Annotated in this window: 18 protein-coding genes; 6 read left to right on the plus strand and 12 right to left on the minus strand. The window is 42.4% G+C overall.

Annotated features, from left to right (window positions below; translation table 11 throughout):
- Window positions 1-14 precede the first annotated feature (14 nt).
- Window positions 15-323, minus strand: a complete 309-nt coding sequence (locus ASG85_RS23420; protein ID WP_057304633.1) for a hypothetical protein — start codon at window positions 321-323, stop codon at window positions 15-17.
- Between the two features lie 295 nt (window positions 324-618).
- Here ASG85_RS23420 and ASG85_RS23425 point away from each other — a divergent pair, with 295 nt between their 5' ends.
- Entirely contained in the window at window positions 619-918 is a 300-nt protein-coding gene (locus ASG85_RS23425; protein ID WP_057304650.1) for a hypothetical protein, read from the plus strand.
- Window positions 919-1048: 130 nt separating this feature from the next.
- Window positions 1049-1717, plus strand: coding sequence for a phosphatase PAP2 family protein (locus tag ASG85_RS23430; RefSeq protein WP_060647887.1), 669 nt, complete (start codon window positions 1049-1051; stop codon window positions 1715-1717).
- Between the two features lie 30 nt (window positions 1718-1747).
- Here ASG85_RS23430 and ASG85_RS23435 read toward each other — a convergent pair whose 3' ends face one another.
- The 6 genes from ASG85_RS23435 to ASG85_RS23460 all read right to left on the minus strand — a co-directional run bounded on the left by ASG85_RS23435 (window position 1748) and on the right by ASG85_RS23460 (window position 7115).
- Window positions 1748-1945 carry a hypothetical protein gene (locus ASG85_RS23435; protein WP_057304635.1) on the minus strand — a complete coding sequence of 66 codons (198 nt, stop codon included), beginning with the start codon at window positions 1943-1945 and terminating at the stop codon, window positions 1748-1750.
- Between the two features lie 156 nt (window positions 1946-2101).
- Window positions 2102-3151, minus strand: coding sequence for a YheC/YheD family protein (locus ASG85_RS23440; RefSeq protein ID WP_162257285.1), 1050 nt, complete (start codon window positions 3149-3151; stop codon window positions 2102-2104).
- A gap of 110 nt (window positions 3152-3261) precedes the next feature.
- A complete protein-coding gene (locus ASG85_RS23445; RefSeq protein ID WP_060647889.1) occupies window positions 3262-3789 on the minus strand; it encodes a GNAT family N-acetyltransferase in 528 nt (175 codons plus the stop codon).
- Between the two features lie 4 nt (window positions 3790-3793).
- Entirely contained in the window at window positions 3794-4225 is a 432-nt protein-coding gene (locus ASG85_RS23450; RefSeq protein WP_060647890.1) for an NUDIX domain-containing protein, read from the minus strand.
- A gap of 144 nt (window positions 4226-4369) precedes the next feature.
- A complete protein-coding gene (locus ASG85_RS23455) occupies window positions 4370-6295 on the minus strand; it encodes a DUF2334 domain-containing protein (RefSeq protein WP_060647891.1) in 1926 nt (641 codons plus the stop codon).
- Window positions 6296-6419: 124 nt separating this feature from the next.
- A complete protein-coding gene (locus tag ASG85_RS23460; RefSeq protein ID WP_060647892.1) occupies window positions 6420-7115 on the minus strand; it encodes a class I SAM-dependent methyltransferase in 696 nt (231 codons plus the stop codon).
- A gap of 246 nt (window positions 7116-7361) precedes the next feature.
- Between ASG85_RS23460 and ASG85_RS39355 the strand changes: the two genes are divergently transcribed.
- Window positions 7362-7742 carry a hypothetical protein gene (locus tag ASG85_RS39355; protein WP_060647893.1) on the plus strand — a complete coding sequence of 127 codons (381 nt, stop codon included), beginning with the start codon at window positions 7362-7364 and terminating at the stop codon, window positions 7740-7742.
- Window positions 7743-7769: 27 nt separating this feature from the next.
- Window positions 7770-8666 carry a YitT family protein gene (locus ASG85_RS23470; RefSeq protein ID WP_060647894.1) on the plus strand — a complete coding sequence of 299 codons (897 nt, stop codon included), beginning with the start codon at window positions 7770-7772 and terminating at the stop codon, window positions 8664-8666.
- A 254-nt stretch (window positions 8667-8920) separates the two neighbouring features.
- On the opposite strand, the gene ASG85_RS23475 is transcribed toward ASG85_RS23470, so the two are convergent.
- The 3 genes from ASG85_RS23475 to ASG85_RS23485 form a co-directional block, all read right to left on the minus strand.
- Window positions 8921-9955: a Gfo/Idh/MocA family protein gene (locus ASG85_RS23475; protein WP_060647895.1), complete on the minus strand. Its 1035-nt coding sequence runs from the start codon at window positions 9953-9955 to the stop codon at window positions 8921-8923.
- A gap of 129 nt (window positions 9956-10084) precedes the next feature.
- Window positions 10085-10354 carry an HPr family phosphocarrier protein gene (locus ASG85_RS23480; protein WP_057304644.1) on the minus strand — a complete coding sequence of 90 codons (270 nt, stop codon included), beginning with the start codon at window positions 10352-10354 and terminating at the stop codon, window positions 10085-10087.
- 31 nt (window positions 10355-10385) lie between these two features.
- Window positions 10386-11027: a hypothetical protein gene (locus tag ASG85_RS23485; RefSeq protein ID WP_057304645.1), complete on the minus strand. Its 642-nt coding sequence runs from the start codon at window positions 11025-11027 to the stop codon at window positions 10386-10388.
- Window positions 11028-11263: 236 nt separating this feature from the next.
- On the opposite strand from ASG85_RS23485, the gene ASG85_RS23490 reads away from it, so the two are divergent.
- On the plus strand, window positions 11264-12154 hold the full coding sequence (locus ASG85_RS23490) for a cation diffusion facilitator family transporter (RefSeq protein ID WP_060647896.1): 891 nt from the start codon (window positions 11264-11266) through the stop codon (window positions 12152-12154).
- A gap of 77 nt (window positions 12155-12231) precedes the next feature.
- Window positions 12232-12453, plus strand: coding sequence for a hypothetical protein (locus ASG85_RS23495; protein WP_057304647.1), 222 nt, complete (start codon window positions 12232-12234; stop codon window positions 12451-12453).
- 69 nt (window positions 12454-12522) lie between these two features.
- On the opposite strand, the gene msrB is transcribed toward ASG85_RS23495, so the two are convergent.
- Complete coding sequence (gene msrB / locus ASG85_RS23500; protein ID WP_057304648.1) at window positions 12523-13506, minus strand: peptide-methionine (R)-S-oxide reductase MsrB; 984 nt, start codon at window positions 13504-13506, stop codon at window positions 12523-12525.
- A 108-nt stretch (window positions 13507-13614) separates the two neighbouring features.
- Window positions 13615-14547, minus strand: coding sequence for a manganese-dependent inorganic pyrophosphatase (locus ASG85_RS23505; RefSeq protein WP_029198317.1), 933 nt, complete (start codon window positions 14545-14547; stop codon window positions 13615-13617).
- Between the last annotated feature and the right edge of the window lie 547 nt (window positions 14548-15094).

The following is a 15094-nucleotide window of genomic DNA, read 5'->3' on the forward strand; positions in this document are numbered from 1 at the left end:
CAAGCCTCCGTAACTTAATCAATAACCTGAATTTTAAATACATTCTCCAATTTTCCATCTGATCTTTTTTTCAAAGGCACTTTAATGTCTCTTCCGAGTTCTTTGAAAAAAGTTTCAACATCACACTGTACATTGGAAAGGATAACTTTAAATGAACCGTCTTCGACAATGTTCTGATTAGCTTCTGCAAGAACCTTAACATCTACCGCGTATTTCTTCGTTAACGTGTTGATGTATCGGCTGAAAATTTCAATTAATTCCTCATTGTTAAAATTTTCAATAACCAGTTTTCCCTTGTTCGTAAAATTTAAATGAACGTTCACTTTTAAATGTCCCCTTTTCCTTTAAACCGTTTATTTTCTTGTGGGTAAAAACATGCTGACCGTATGGTTCTTCCTCATTGAAAAGGATCCAATCCCTAGTTGGCATCGTTGGCACTACATCGATCAAATAATGATTCTCTTCTATTTTACTTGTTTTTATGGGTATGAAGCAATACAAAAGCCAAATTCATTTTTAAAAATAAAAAGAAGCAGGTCATTCCCTGCCTCATCTTGTCTTATATTGTATAATTATAACACACTTTTAAGAATTCTAAGCAAAAAGGATGGAATCAAAATGGCCTTTGGCATAAAAAGAGAAGAACTTCACCAATGGAAGGCTGCCGTAAGCCGCGGCGAGATTGCCTTTTTGACTCATTACTGGCTGGATAATCGCTTTGTTGGCATTCGAACCGTCACGAAGGTGGGCTGTTCGGATTTGGATCGGTTATCCCAATGGTGTATATCACATGGACTCAACCCGCAATATATTCACCATAGTCCTTCCTATCCTCACTTCGATCTCTTCGGCCCCATGCAAAAGCGAATATTAGAACTCGAGAATAAATGGGACCAGATCGAGAGATTCAAACTCTAAAAACTCTAAATCACCTATAACCGCTTCGCATGTTCAAAACGATGAATGCCACAGGCTCGTATACATAAATAAACCTTATGCTATACTAAATATTTGTAAACACTAAATATTGTGAAGTCGGAGAACTACCATGATCCCAAAACTTAAGATTACTTATGTTCTTATTCTTTGTATCCTCTCTCTTATCTGCTTCTCCTTAGTTGCTACCCTCATTCAGGGCCAACGAATCGTGCAATTCGATCACAATGTGATTACCTTCATTCAAGGAATGGAATCGCCTGGGCTTACCCTACTCATGAAAGTATTCACCTTCATTGGTTCAACCCCGATAGTTGTCGTCATTGCGCTCTCTGCAATACTTTTTCTTTATTTTGTTTTACATCATCGTTATGAGCTCATTTTCTTTATCGCCATCGTTGCTGGTACCGCCATTATTAATCTTCTCCTCAAATTATATTTTGTTCGTCAAAGACCCGATCTGCATAGACTTGTACAGGAAACTGGCTACAGCTTTCCAAGCGGACATTCCATGGAAGCTTTCGCTCTTTACTCGTCTCTTGCCTTTCTACTTTGGCGGCATCTCTCTACGAGACTAGGAAGAAGTATCATCATCATTCTCTGTGTCGTTATGATCATCCTTATTGGTATGAGTCGGATTTATCTTGGGGTTCATTACCCGAGTGATGTCATTGGCGGATACTTGGCAAGCGGGGTCTATTTCACATTTGGAGTTTGGCTCTATCAATGGTATAAAGAGTATCGAGATTACACTAATAAAGCAAAGCAAAAAACTTCTTAACCTTACAACATCAGCATCGGAGGTAATTGGCTAAGTATTCTTGCTCTTGCTAATTTGCTTCAATCTCGTTTCAAATCGAGTTATGAAGACAATTGTATACTCGCCAATTGCTTCTATTTGTTCACGGACAAGCCTTGGGAAGTCTGAATGATCGATATCAATATGATCATCAAGTTCATTGTACCAGGGCAATAAATTCTTTTTGATAACTAATATACGACTTTTCACCTTTGGATTCCACCTTTACAACGCCATATTAAAGTTTATTCGCATCACGTTGTTTGTGTCCTAGTTGAATAAGCCAATTATAGTAGTGTTAATCCCCATTTCTTCTAATTCCTATGTAATAGCCCCACAGAAGATAGGGCTAGATTCTTTGAAACTTCATCGGTTTAATAGATACTTAGCATACCGTAATGGTGTCTCATACGTATTATTAAAAGTCTGATGCATTTTCAATTGCTTGAATTCATACCTTTGATCTCTACCATTCACTTCGATAAGCTTAATTTGCCCATTAAAATCAACACCAACATCCAATCCGACATCTGCCATAGTTGGGATTCGCTCACTCAGGTTTTCAGCTATCATCAAAGAAACTTGCTCAACAGCAGCCTTCATCCGGTTAGGATCGAAGCCGCTAGCCCGAAACAATTCTTCACATCGCCTAGCTTCTCCGCCTTTAGCCAAATTCGTAACATGTCTACCTGATGCAGCAACTTTGCCAGCAATACCCGTTATTTGCCACATCCCTTTATCCCCGCGTTGGGCAGAAATCCTTAGATCATACGGTCGCCCATGATATGTTGCCAAAGAAATCGCTTGTTGGATGAGATAGCTTTGTGTTCCAACCTTTTCATGGATAAAAGCTTGGGCTTTCTTTTCACTGAGCATTTTCGGTTCGCTATTACTCCAACAAAGCTGCCAATCTTCGTTTTCCTTCTGAGTGACTTTAATCACCCCTTTACCAATGCTGCTATTCGTTGGTTTAACGTAAAGAGATGGATATTTTTCCATAGCGTCTACCAGTTGTTCTCGTGAGTAGGCCATAGATTCAGGAAGATACTCTCGAATTGATTTGTTTGTCGTTAATAACTTGTGAATACGAAGTTTATCATGGCGATTTTGCCCATTGAATACTATACTTGACTGGGAAAGAAGCTTTAATTGTTTTTGTAAATACGGCGTAAGCGTCATCGCACGGTTATGCGTCACTTTTGGAATAGGCAGCCTAATAAGCCGATACTTTTTATTTTCATAGCATAATCCTAGAGCAGACTTCTCACTAATATGCTGAAGGCACATGTAGAAAGGCGTCATCCCGAGATTTTCAGCGGCTTTATTGTAAAGATCGATTCGCTCATACCCAGTCTGCTGCCTGTGAATGCCTAAATAAGTTCTTCGATCTAGAAGAATTCCAACCACACTGCGCACGTCATCACCTTCGTCTAATAGGATCATCTTTTACACTGTATGCAGTCAGCGTTCACCTGGTCCAAATCGTTGCAAAAAAGAGCCGCACAATGGCAGCTCTCCGTTTTAAACTATTGCTCCTTATATGTGTGAACCATCATTTCCTCATCATAGCCCTGTCCCTCAAATTCCAAAGCATTTCTTTCAACACCATACGTCTCAAAACCTAATTTGCGGTAGAGTTCAATAGCTGCTCCGTTCGTGGTCACCACGTAAAGGGTCACTTGCTTCAGACCTTCTAATTGTTTGCCTCTACGGATCACTTCTACCATTAACTGTTTCGCAATCCCCTGCCCGCGGTAGTTCTCTGAAACGTATACTCCCCAAATAAAGGCTTTATGCTTCAGCTTTAGACTTTGCTCTCGTTTAAATCCTACTGTACCGATAAGCTGACCTTCTGTTGTAAAAGCACCCAATATATAATTGCTGATGTCTTGACCAATTCGTTTCTCCACTTCTTCCATTGGCAGCAAGACCGATTCTTCATATGCAGCGCCGAATGCATTCGGATGTTTTTGCAAAGCCTCAAGCCGTAGCGCCCAATAGTCCTTCGCTTCTTCTACCCGGATATTTCTGATTTCGATCTTAGCACTAGTCATATTCTCACCATCCTATACTTTCAAACCAGAGTCCCTGTTGTTTCTTCTCTAAAGCAAGCCGAATATAGTTAACCATATTGTCAGGCAGCTCCTTCAAATGAAACCATTTCAATTGCTCGCACTTCTCTGGCTCTTTATTCGTTATCTCACCCTGCCAGCTATGTACGTTTAGAAAGAAGTCCACCCACTCCGATGTCGTATTTTTACGATGCATGACACCGATAATTTCAATATCTGTAGGCTTGATGACGACTCCTGCTTCTTCTTCCGCTTCTCTTATTGCAGCTGCGATGACCTCTTCACCGCCATCCATCCTGCCTGCAACAACGCTCCAATTGCCGTCTTGAAACCCGGTATTTTGTCTCTTTAATAATAAAACCTCTTCATTTCGATAAAACAATACGTGCACAGAGCCATATAAAATAGGTGTTCTCAAAATGATCCCCCTTGATTCGCATATCCTTATCATGTTTCCTTAAAATGCTATTAAACTCTAACTAATTTTATCAAATTGTATATTGTATTGTAAATTGTCTTGCTACAGCAAAAAAAGGGCGCCAAATGGCCCCCACAATGCTTCCTATTCATTAACATTTAGACTCTGATAGGACAAAGCAACATCCAATTGACCATCCTCGTTTGGTAACATCGCGATATCCACTTTCCCGTTTCCATCGAAATCAGCAATTGTTAAGCGTCCATTCGTTCGCCCCCATGGTCCATAAACCGAGAGCAGCTTGTATTCATTCTCCGTTGTCTGTAGATATACTCGGTTCGTTAAATTTTTGGGATCAGAGCGTAAAATATCTTCCTTGCCATCCCCGTTAAAATCACCGAACCGGACGCCGCCAAGCTCATCAGGAATGTTCAGTGAAACCTTATTCAGCTTCCATTGCATGTTCGCTGTATCCAATTCGAATTCCACGCCTTGGGAGGTATTCTCTTTAAACAAAAACAAGCGTTGGCTGTCTTCATTCCGCAAATTTCTCACAAGTAGATCCTTTGAAGAATTGGACCTGAACGTGTAGGGCTTAATTTCTTTAACTTTCCCACCATGCATGTAAATACCTAGAAGTTGACTTCGATCTTGCGATTGACCGGCAAGGATACAGTCCCCATTAGGCTGACGCAATTCATACAAATCGTACCAACGTTTGGCCGGAATCGTCCAAATTTGTTCCCGTGCGAACGTAGCCCCATCTGAAGAGTAGCTCTCAAGCTTGCCCGAAGGTCGAACGACCCAAAGACCTTTTTTATGGCCATCTTTCATCCCATTAAGTGTAAATGATGAGCCATCTGCATATGGCAAGGATGCCCAAACCTGTGGTGCAGGTTGGTCTTCATTGCGTAATCCTTTGTACTGAGCTTGAATGACCGACAGATTGGAGGTCTTCTTATCCCATGTCACAATGTCAGCTTGATTCCTGCTTGTTACATTACCAATTTGTACGAGCGTAGATTTCGCGCTTCCAACCTTCAGACTCACAGATGGTGCAAAGGGTACATAATCATGAATGGAATAGAACGGATAACCCTTCAAATGAATTTGTGTGATAAGCCTTTGTAACACACTTTTATTTTCACCAGCGTATTGATATTGCGGTATACCGTCCTTAAGTAGCTGTTCGCCCCACTCATCCACAACCGGCACCAGATGGCTAAACTCCAAAAAAGGATGATAGAAAAAAGAGTTAATTCGATCTGTTTTCCTCATTTGATTAAGAATAAACTTCTCATCTTTGCCGCTAGGTATATACGAAAGAGTTGTCGGTACGAATACATTGCCAAACGACGTATTTCCGAAGCCTTTATTTAGAGCATTCTTATATTGAGCTGCAGGCGGGTTGGAATCGATCGTAACATCTGGTTGATAAAAGAGACCGAAATAAGAACGAAATACTTTATCCTGATCTGGGGTTGTATGGTAATGCGGCGCTTCCCAGAAATGAGGCGATAAATTAGCAAGGCGAAAACGGCGGTAACCTTCTTGCACACGCTGTTCGGCAAAAGCAGTAGTCGCAGTTTCAGACAAATCATTGACATTAAATTCGTTGCCTATACCCGAGGCTTGCTGTCCATCCTCACGATAAACATCCCCTACCTGATGGGTATAACCATGCATACCAATGGATCCGCCATGCTCCGCAGCTTCACGTAGAACTCGATCAAAAGCTTGAACATAATCATTATCCAATTGATCGATTGCACGATCATAACGTGTACCGTCTTGACTTATATTGATCCAACGCGGGATGACCGCCATACTGTAGTGAACATGCTGCTGATGCAAATAGTCAAAGACGGCTCTCAACTTTCCGAGCCCTTCAGGTGTACTATAATAGCCGCCAGGACCTATGTCCTCTAACCGAAGCATCATGAATCGCGGATTATTGTCAGCTCCTTCAACGGTGATGATGTGAGATAAACCGATGTATAAGCAGAACGAAACGATGCCTGCTATCACATACCTCAACCAACTGTTTTTCTGTAATAAGATCCTCAACATGCAAACTCCCCCCAAGGATGCTGGATCATTTTTTCTAAACCAAGCGATTCACAAAGACTATAGGTCTATTGGACTATATCCATGGAAAATTGTCCATTATAAGTTGTTACGATATTTTTTGGTACTAAGAATTGAAGTGCTTATACCATATGCCTGCATACTCAGGTACCACATGCCATTTATTTGCCCTTACTTGATTCCCAAAATCCTCTCCAAAGAAATACGAGGTTAACTGAACAGCCTCATTCACATCTTTGAACTTATAATCGGTGGCTAGCGAGGTGTGTTCAAACCCATATTCAGTCTCTAACATCTGATAATAGGGTGCCAAAAAATCATATCTCGTCGGTTTTGCAAACCCCGTTCCCAAAGTCTCGAGAATAATTACGGTACCATCTGGTCTAAGAATGCGTCTAATTTCAGACATCATTTGTTTCAGATTATTCTCCCAATCCACATTATTCGAGCTAGCTAGATAACATAAGCTCCACCCAGCTACGACGAGATCTTTGCTAGCGTCCTCAATTGGCAGCGCTCTATGGTCGGAAACAATCGTTCGCCAGTTAGTCTTAGAAGATGAGGTAGTTAACTTTTTTTCTAACATATTCAGCATGGCCTTGGAACTATCCAGACACCAGAGTGAATTCGCATCTGCAGCCAGAAACATAGAAAGCCTTCCTGTCCCTGCCCCTAAGTCCACCACATCCAAATGTTCATAAGGCCTTATCTCATGAATCACCTGTGCTAAATAGGGCTGCTTACTAATTAATAGGTCGTATGTTTCTGCGTTATCTTTATAAATGTTATGATCTCGCGACATGCTCATTCCTCCTTCAAGTTTTCCTAAGAATAAACCTTAACCTTAGGTTAAGGTCAAGCGTTAGAAGGAGTTTTGAGAAGGGATAAATAATGAGCGCGCTTACAAATCAAAATTCACAAATATACTCCAATCTTATCACGCTGCTCATGAATTGAAAATAAAAATGATACCGCTTTCAGGTTTGACTCAGTGGGACTGAAGTGCTACAATTCAAGCAAATTTGGTTGCAAATCATGATTGGAGGGAATGCTCCTGCATCATATTAAACATAAATGGCAATGGACGATTTTGGTCTGGATCATTCTTGGGTTGTTCGTATTTCCTTTGACACCGCCAATTTCACACCACTATTCTTTCGATACCGATATAATCGTTCTATCCAATACGTCCCATGTGTTAACTGTTCAAGCACATCCGCCATCCAGAGAAACAATACGAGCTCACGAAGACCAGATTCAGAGACACGAAGATTATGACAAACAATATGAAATGACCGTATTTGTTGTATTTATTATTTTTCTATTATCCAAAATATGGGAACAGTTGAGAGATATGTTATTAGCTTTTCTCAAATTCATATCGGGTTACACGGGCCTCATTCCTTCATTATTCATTAGACCCAACTGAATGAAATGTGGAAAAGAGGAACCCTTCATGTCAAACTTATCGGCTGGAGCTGAACAAGCACGCTCCCAACATCAAAAAATAACCCGCCTTAAATTTATTCGCAGAATTTTTTTCATGATCGTCGGATCAGCCTTATTTTCTGTTGGTTTGGAAATTTTCTTAGTCCCCAACAATATTATTGATGGCGGCGTTGTAGGGATATCCATCATCGTCTCTCATTTGACGAAAATCCCATTAGGCGTATTTCTCGTTATTTTGAATTTACCCTTCTTACTTTTAGGATACAAACAAATCGGCAAAACATTTGCCATTTCAACCTTATTCTCCGTTATCCTTATGTCCATAGGAACCTCCCTGCTGCATCCTGTACAAGCGATTACCATTGATCCTTTGTTAGCCGCAGTTTTCGGTGGAATCATACTTGGTATTGGTGTAGGACTAGTCATTCGCTCAGGCGGTTCACTCGATGGAACTGAAATTGTAGCTATTGTATTTAGTAAAAAGTCGCCATTCTCCGTTGGTGAAATCGTGATGTTCTTCAACTTCTTTATTCTCGCCAGCGCAGGCTTTGTCTTCGGTTGGGATCATGCGATGTACTCGCTCATCGCGTATTACATTGCCTTCAAAATGATTGATATCACCATCGAGGGCTTGGATCAATCCAAAGCTGTCTGGATTATCAGCGATGAATCCGACAAAATTGGGGATACCATAACCTCCCGGCTAGGCCGTGGCGTAACCTACCTTAAAGGCGAAGGCGCCTTTACAGGGGATGACAAGAAAGTGATCTTCAGCGTCATTACCCGGCTCGAAGAAGCCAAGCTGAAGTCCATCTTGGACGAATTGGATCCCAAAGCTTTCCTCGCCATAGGTAATATCCATGATGTAAAAGGCGGAAGATTTAAAAAGAAAGATATTCACTAAAGGGAAATAGCAAGAAGAGGTTAAACAGAGCTTTCTGTTTAACCTCTTCTTTGCTTTTATCATCCAATATGAACTCGCTTAGCAGCCTTAATTACTTGGAGCAGCTAATTCTGTACATCTTTGTCCCAAGCGTTGAGCGAAGTAGTGCATATCCTATAATAGCCGGAGTAACTGCTGCGGAAACCAGGAGAAACGTAGACATTAGCAAATCAACAAGTTACCCCTGTCACCTTACAGTTCAGCACCCCCGCGTCCTAGTTCCAGTAGTTCCTCAAATCAACCTTCTGGCCAAGCTTTGCACTGTCGAGGGCGCCAAGCACCATCGCCATGCTCTTGATGTTGTCGCGGCAGTCTGTCTCCGCGCGGCGGCCTTCTTCCAGCGCCGCGAACATCTCGTCCAGACAGCCGGCGTGGCCGCTGCGGCCGGGCCAGTTCACATCCGCGTCCATTCTTGTGTAGTCGCGGATGAACTTGCCGGCTTGGTCGCCGGCAGCGACGATCTCGGCGTAAGGTGCGCCGCTTCCGTCCCACAGAGCGGTGCCCTGCTCGCCGGTCACACGCCAAGCCGCCTCCCAAGAGGTCGGCGCCCCTTCCGCGCACCAGGAGCCGCGGTAACAGAACACAGTGCCGTCTGACATCTCATAGATGCAGATCGCAGAGGCATTCCCGGCGTACCACGAGCCGGGAGGGTTGAATTCCTGGCAGTACACCGAAACGGGGTCTGCCCCAGTAATAAACCGAGCCTGATCGAAGGTATGGATCGCCATGTCAAGAATGAGCGGGCTTTCCATAGCCTCGCGAAAGCCCCCAAAATGCGGCCCCAAGAAGAAATCGGCGCCGACATAACCAACGCGGCCGATCGTGCCCGCGTTAATAATTTCACGCAGTGCGCGGATGTTCGCGTCGTAGCGACGGTTCTGCATGACGGAGAAGGATCTTCCCGTCCGCCCCGCCAGCTGCACTAGCTCCCGCGCTTCCGCCATCGTGGCGGCCATCGGCTTCTCACCGAAGACGTCACATCCCTGCCGGAGTGCTGTACCGCACACCTGGAAATGGCTGGACGGAATCGTAATGTCCAGCACCAGATTAGCACCGCTTTCCTGAATAGCTTGCTCCAGATTGGTATAAACGCCGCAGGTAAGACCATGACGGTCAGCCATGGCTTGTGCGAATTCCGTCTTAATATCAACAAGCGCCACTATGTCGCTATCCTCACGTTTTAACATATACTCGACCCATACATTCGCCATGCTGCCGCAACCAACGACCACGATGTGATACTTACCCATCTCGCACATTCCTCCAATATCATCCCTAAATTGCGTATAGTTACCTTGTTACGCTTTATTTTATCCCTTTTCTTAGGGACATTCTCTATCCAATCTTGTGAGAATAGGGTCAAATATTGTGCCTAGTCATTAATCCCCTCGATATGGCGCAAATAAATCAAACATAAAGTGCATGGCCTCTTCCTCATCTTTGCCTTTTGTGAGCAAACGAAGCGTTGTTCCAGCTTTGATCGGGACTAGAAGCATGCCCAGTAGGCTTTTCACATCCACAGTGTGGTGCTTATGGTCAAACTCAAAATCTATTGTAATATCAGATATAAAATGAGAAGACTTTGAAGAAATGGCCGATAAATCGGCTCGTTGTAAATCTGAATGGATCTCAAATTCATGTACTCTCATAAACAAACCTACCTTTTATATAAATTTCGGTTCACTTGCTCTTTCTGCGGTATTTCTTCCATTTACGATAGCTTCTCCGAACAACATTCAAGGCAAAGTCGGGAAAGGGCATTTTACGGACCCACGGATAATAGAAACGATCATAAGCATTTTTGAGATCATCCCACATGGGACAATATTCGATTTTCATAAAGTCAGACACATCGACCACTAATCCTCTGCCATCTTTCATCATTACATTTTTTCCATGTACGTCATGAGGATTTAGGCCCCTGCTAACTGCGTAAGCGAGTGCTTCATCTATGTCTGTAATGACTTGGCGTGGAATCGGAATCCCTCGATGTAAGCATTTGTATAACGTAACTCCAGTCAAACGTCGCAATACCAAATAATGATCCCCTGCATGCAAGCATTCTGAAAATGCGGGATGTTTCCCAAGTCGTTTATATACTTCCTTTTCCTCTCCAATTCCCGGTCTGCCTGGCGCATATACTTTAACAACGATCTCAGGGTAATCCGGATGCGCAAGTACAGCTGCATAATTACCAGAACCAACAAGTTTCCATGGCTTAGGTATATAGTGTACAACAATTGGGTCGTAGGGTTGTTTACTGTAAAGCTCCAATTCCGGGAGCAATTGGTGTTCTATTTCAATCAACCAAGGCTTTAACATAGAACTTTTTCTGCTCCCCTTCCATCTTGTTTCTACCTACGTGTAGACGATGGAAACATGATTTGTTAATTGCTGCTATGTGTGGTATTATACAAAGATATTTGTGTAAAGTGAAGTGTTGAACATGTCCTATTATAATTTGCTAGATTCCCATATAAAAATGAAGCTAATCCCTTGACCCTTGGTCAAGGGATTTTTTTTCCTTGGGGAAACACTTCTGTAGGAGGTCATCATTGATGAACAACGACAACAAATCATCAGTTTGGGCGATATGGCTATCCTTAATCAGCAATATCATTCTCACCATCATGAAAATCGTCATTGGTTTGCTGTTTCATAGTGAGGTTTTATTAGCTGACGGGGTTCATAACGCAGGTGATATTATCGCCACGATCGCTGCACTTAGTGCAATGCAAATTTCCAAACTTCCAGCCGATGAAGACCATCCCTATGGCCATGGCAAAGCAGAGGTGTTGGGTTCTGGATTTGTAGCTTTTATCCTTGCGCTAGCTGCCATTTATATCGCTTATCATTCGACAGCCGCATTTTTCCACGATCCTCTAACACCTAGCTTAATTGCCTTTATTGCAGCAGCTGTGTCTATGGTTTGGAAATACGTCCTCTATGTATATACGATGCGGATTGGCAGCAGAACGAATAGTAAGGGGCTAATTGCAACAGCCAAGGATCACCTTGCCGATGTTTATGCCTCACTGGCGGCAGTTATTGGAATTGGATTGGCCTTTGTTGGTAAAACTTATAACATACACTGGTTATCCTACGGAGATGCAGCGGCGGGAATTATCGTTTCATTATTGGTTTTGAAATTAGCCGTGGAAATGGGCAAGGAAGCCTTTGATGTCTTGATGGAGAAAACAGTGGATCACCAAAAGCTGCACCAGTATACACAGTTAATCCAAGCGGTTCCACAGGTAAAACGAATTGATCGTATTCGTGCAAGGGAACACGGTCATTACATTTTAGTTGATGCCAGAGTTGCGATTCCAGGGGAGCTCACGATCCAACAAGGTCATGATATCTCCCGCGCTATCAAGAAATCCATTATGGAACAGCATGGAGATGTAGATGAAGTCCTTATCCATTTGAACCCATGGTACAAAGAATGACTGTCCATTTTTCATTTAATAAAATTAAGTTTATAATAGGCTCAACAACTTGAAAAAAAACAGAAAGCGGTGCTGTAATGTCAAGCAATGCTTATTATTTAATCTTCTCTGTCATTTTGATAGCTGCAGTCTTATTTACAGTGATCATTGGTCACTCCCGAGCAAATAAAGAAGGCAATCCCGAATATGATAACAAAACCAAAGGCAATTGGTCTCGACTTACGTTGTTCTATGTGTTTGCTATTGCCCTTGGAGTGCTTGCACTGATTATCTATGTAGTAAACCGTACATCCATGTAGCTCAAAAAGACGCTAGCCAGGATCTTGATCCTGATTAGCGTCTTTTTTGTATATCTCACCTGAAAGGTCTTATCTCTCTTCAAAAAAACGAAGATAAGCACCATACCCTTCCTTCTCCAGGTCGGATATCGGAATAAAACGAAGTGCAGCCGAATTAATGCAATATCTAAGACCATTAGGCCCTGGGCCATCATTAAACACGTGGCCTAAGTGGGAATCCGCTTCATGACTTCGCACCTCTGTACGTATCATGAGATGACTATGATCTGCTTTCTCTTTCACACTGCCTTCGAATACCGGTTTCGTGAAACTAGGCCAACCACAACCTGAATCAAATTTGTCGTAGGAGCTGAATAACGGCTCGCCTGAAACGATGTCCACATACAGGCCTTTCTCATGAGAGTCCCAGAACTCATTCTCAAATGGCCGCTCAGTCCCATTGTTTTGCGTTACCTCAAATTGAATCGGTGTTAATTTTTGCTTACGTTCTGCTTTATCCTGGGCTGTGTTCCAATGCTTTTCAATATAGGAATCACGTCCTGATCCTTTGCGGTAGGCCTTATAATGCTGCGGATTTTTGTGATGATAGTCCTGATGGTAATCTTCCCCTGGGTAAAAGGCTTCAGCATCAATCCGAACAATCTCCGTCACGATAGGCCGGTCGAATCGACCGCTATCCTGAAGCGCTTGCTTGGAAGCTTCCGCTTTCTCTTTCTGCTCGTCACTATGGGCAAAAATGCCAGTCCGATAAGACGATCCGCGGTCATGGAACTGACCTCCTGCATCAGTGGGATCAATCTGACGCCAAAATGTATCAAGTAATTTATCATATGGATATAGTTCGGGGTCAAATGTAATTTGAACGGCTTCTGCATGACCTGTTGTCTCCGAGCATACTTCCTTGTAAGTCGGATTGCTTGTGTGACCGCCAATATAACCTGACACTACCGATATAATACCTGGCAGTTCCTCAAATGGTGTAACCATACACCAGAAGCATCCACCAGCAAAAGTTGCCTTTTCATAATTGCTTTGCTGAACGTTATCAACCATCTCAACTTCACCTCTTCCTTTCTTTTCCCTTCTATCATACCAAAAGATGAGCAAACAACCAAAAGACACCGTTCATTCAGAACGGTGTCCTCGTAATAAAGCTGAATCTTACAGGTTGTTGAAGATATCCGTAAGAACAGGAACGATTTGAGATTTACGTGAAACAACGCCTTTGAGCAGCGCTTTGTTGTCTACAAGCGTTACATTGTATGCTTTCTCCACAGCATCTGCTTTGCGTCCAAGAGCAAGACCAACGGAATCATTGTTAAGAATGTCTGTAACAACAAACAAGAACAAGTCCAGGTTTTTCTCAGCGATGATGGCATTGAGTGCGGATTCAATCTCAGCTTGCTGGGAAAGAACATCATTTACATCAACTGCATTCACTTGTGCGATTTCTGCTTTGTAGCTGCCCATTTGGAATTCTTTAGCGTCCAAAGAAATCAATTGTGCAACTGTTTTATCACTTAGATCTGCTCCGGCTTTCAACATTTCCAAACCATAAGTCTCAGCGTCTACACCAGCAATAGCAGCAAGTTCGCGAGCAGCGGCAACATCTTGCTCCGTGCAAGTCGGGGATTTGAACAACAAGGAATCCGAAATGATAGCTGAAAGCATCAAACCTGCGATGTCTTTGTCGATAGAAACTCCGTTTTCTTTGTACAATTTATTGAGGATGGTTGCTGTGCAACCAACCGGCTCTGCGCGGTAGTAAAGCGGGTGGCTAGTCTCGAAGTTAGCAATACGGTGGTGGTCAATGACTTCCACAACGCGTACTTGATCGATGTCTGTAGCACTTTGTTGACGCTCAACATGGTCAACCAAGATGACATTAGCTGCTTCATTCGCAACAGTCTCAACTTGACGAGGCGCAGCAACTTTAAAAGTATCCAATGCATATTGCGTTTCACCATTCACACTGCCTAGACGAACAGCCTCAACCTCTTGACCTAATTTCGTTTTTAGTGCAGCATAAGCAATTGCTGATGTGATTGAATCAGTGTCCGGATTTTTATGTCCGAAAATTAGTGTTTTTGACATTGTACGACTCCTTAACCGAAATAGTGTAGTTAGAGCTTATCATCTCTATTTACGATTATACTAAAAAATCTCGGTAATTCCATTACTAAACCAAAAGCTATAGTGTGAATTAAAAAAATGGACTGAAATTGGTGGTAAGACCTAATGATCCCGGGTAAACGGCTTATGTTGTTTTTGGGATGTGCTTTTAGATTGATATTTAGCAAGTCATATTGCTAACTTATTTTTGATTAACCTGAAAAAAGGTGCTAAATCTAATTTAAGCAATGTTTGGTTCAGTTCAAGTAATGTTTAGGTCAAAATAGGTTTGGTTCTTCAGTAATACTTGGTTCAAGTTGTTGTATTTTGTACAACAAAAAGCAAGAATAACCGCGAAAAGCACTCGATTGTTGCATAAACTACAACACTTTTGCCCAAAAGTAGCTCCATGAAAGGAAATGAGGCTAAATTCGGTCTAACCCCCTAATACTGGACACTAGTCGACTAAAGCAACAGATTACTTATTAAATTGCGAGTTTAAACGGCTTTACTTCATTTTTCTTTAACT

Origin of the sequence: Paenibacillus sp. Soil724D2, from assembly GCF_001427935.1 — a bacterium.
GTDB lineage: Bacteria > Bacillota > Bacilli > Paenibacillales > NBRC-103111 > Paenibacillus_E.

Coding starts and splice junctions, on each gene's coding strand:
- ASG85_RS23425 (WP_057304650.1), top strand. CDS start 619: ATGGCCTTTGGCATAAAAAGAGAAGAACTTCACCAATGGAAGGCTGCC.
- ASG85_RS23430 (WP_060647887.1), top strand. CDS start 1,049: ATGATCCCAAAACTTAAGATTACTTATGTTCTTATTCTTTGTATCCTC.
- ASG85_RS23445 (WP_060647889.1), bottom strand. CDS start 3,789: ATGACTAGTGCTAAGATCGAAATCAGAAATATCCGGGTAGAAGAAGCG.
- ASG85_RS23455 (WP_060647891.1), bottom strand. CDS start 6,295: ATGTTGAGGATCTTATTACAGAAAAACAGTTGGTTGAGGTATGTGATA.
- ASG85_RS23460 (WP_060647892.1), bottom strand. CDS start 7,115: ATGTCGCGAGATCATAACATTTATAAAGATAACGCAGAAACATACGAC.
- ASG85_RS39355 (WP_060647893.1), top strand. CDS start 7,362: ATGCTCCTGCATCATATTAAACATAAATGGCAATGGACGATTTTGGTC.
- ASG85_RS23470 (WP_060647894.1), top strand. CDS start 7,770: ATGTCAAACTTATCGGCTGGAGCTGAACAAGCACGCTCCCAACATCAA.
- ASG85_RS23475 (WP_060647895.1), bottom strand. CDS start 9,955: ATGGGTAAGTATCACATCGTGGTCGTTGGTTGCGGCAGCATGGCGAAT.
- ASG85_RS23480 (WP_057304644.1), bottom strand. CDS start 10,354: ATGAGAGTACATGAATTTGAGATCCATTCAGATTTACAACGAGCCGAT.
- ASG85_RS23485 (WP_057304645.1), bottom strand. CDS start 11,027: ATGTTAAAGCCTTGGTTGATTGAAATAGAACACCAATTGCTCCCGGAA.
- ASG85_RS23490 (WP_060647896.1), top strand. CDS start 11,264: ATGAACAACGACAACAAATCATCAGTTTGGGCGATATGGCTATCCTTA.
- ASG85_RS23495 (WP_057304647.1), top strand. CDS start 12,232: ATGTCAAGCAATGCTTATTATTTAATCTTCTCTGTCATTTTGATAGCT.
- msrB (WP_057304648.1), bottom strand. CDS start 13,506: ATGGTTGATAACGTTCAGCAAAGCAATTATGAAAAGGCAACTTTTGCT.
- ASG85_RS23505 (WP_029198317.1), bottom strand. CDS start 14,547: ATGTCAAAAACACTAATTTTCGGACATAAAAATCCGGACACTGATTCA.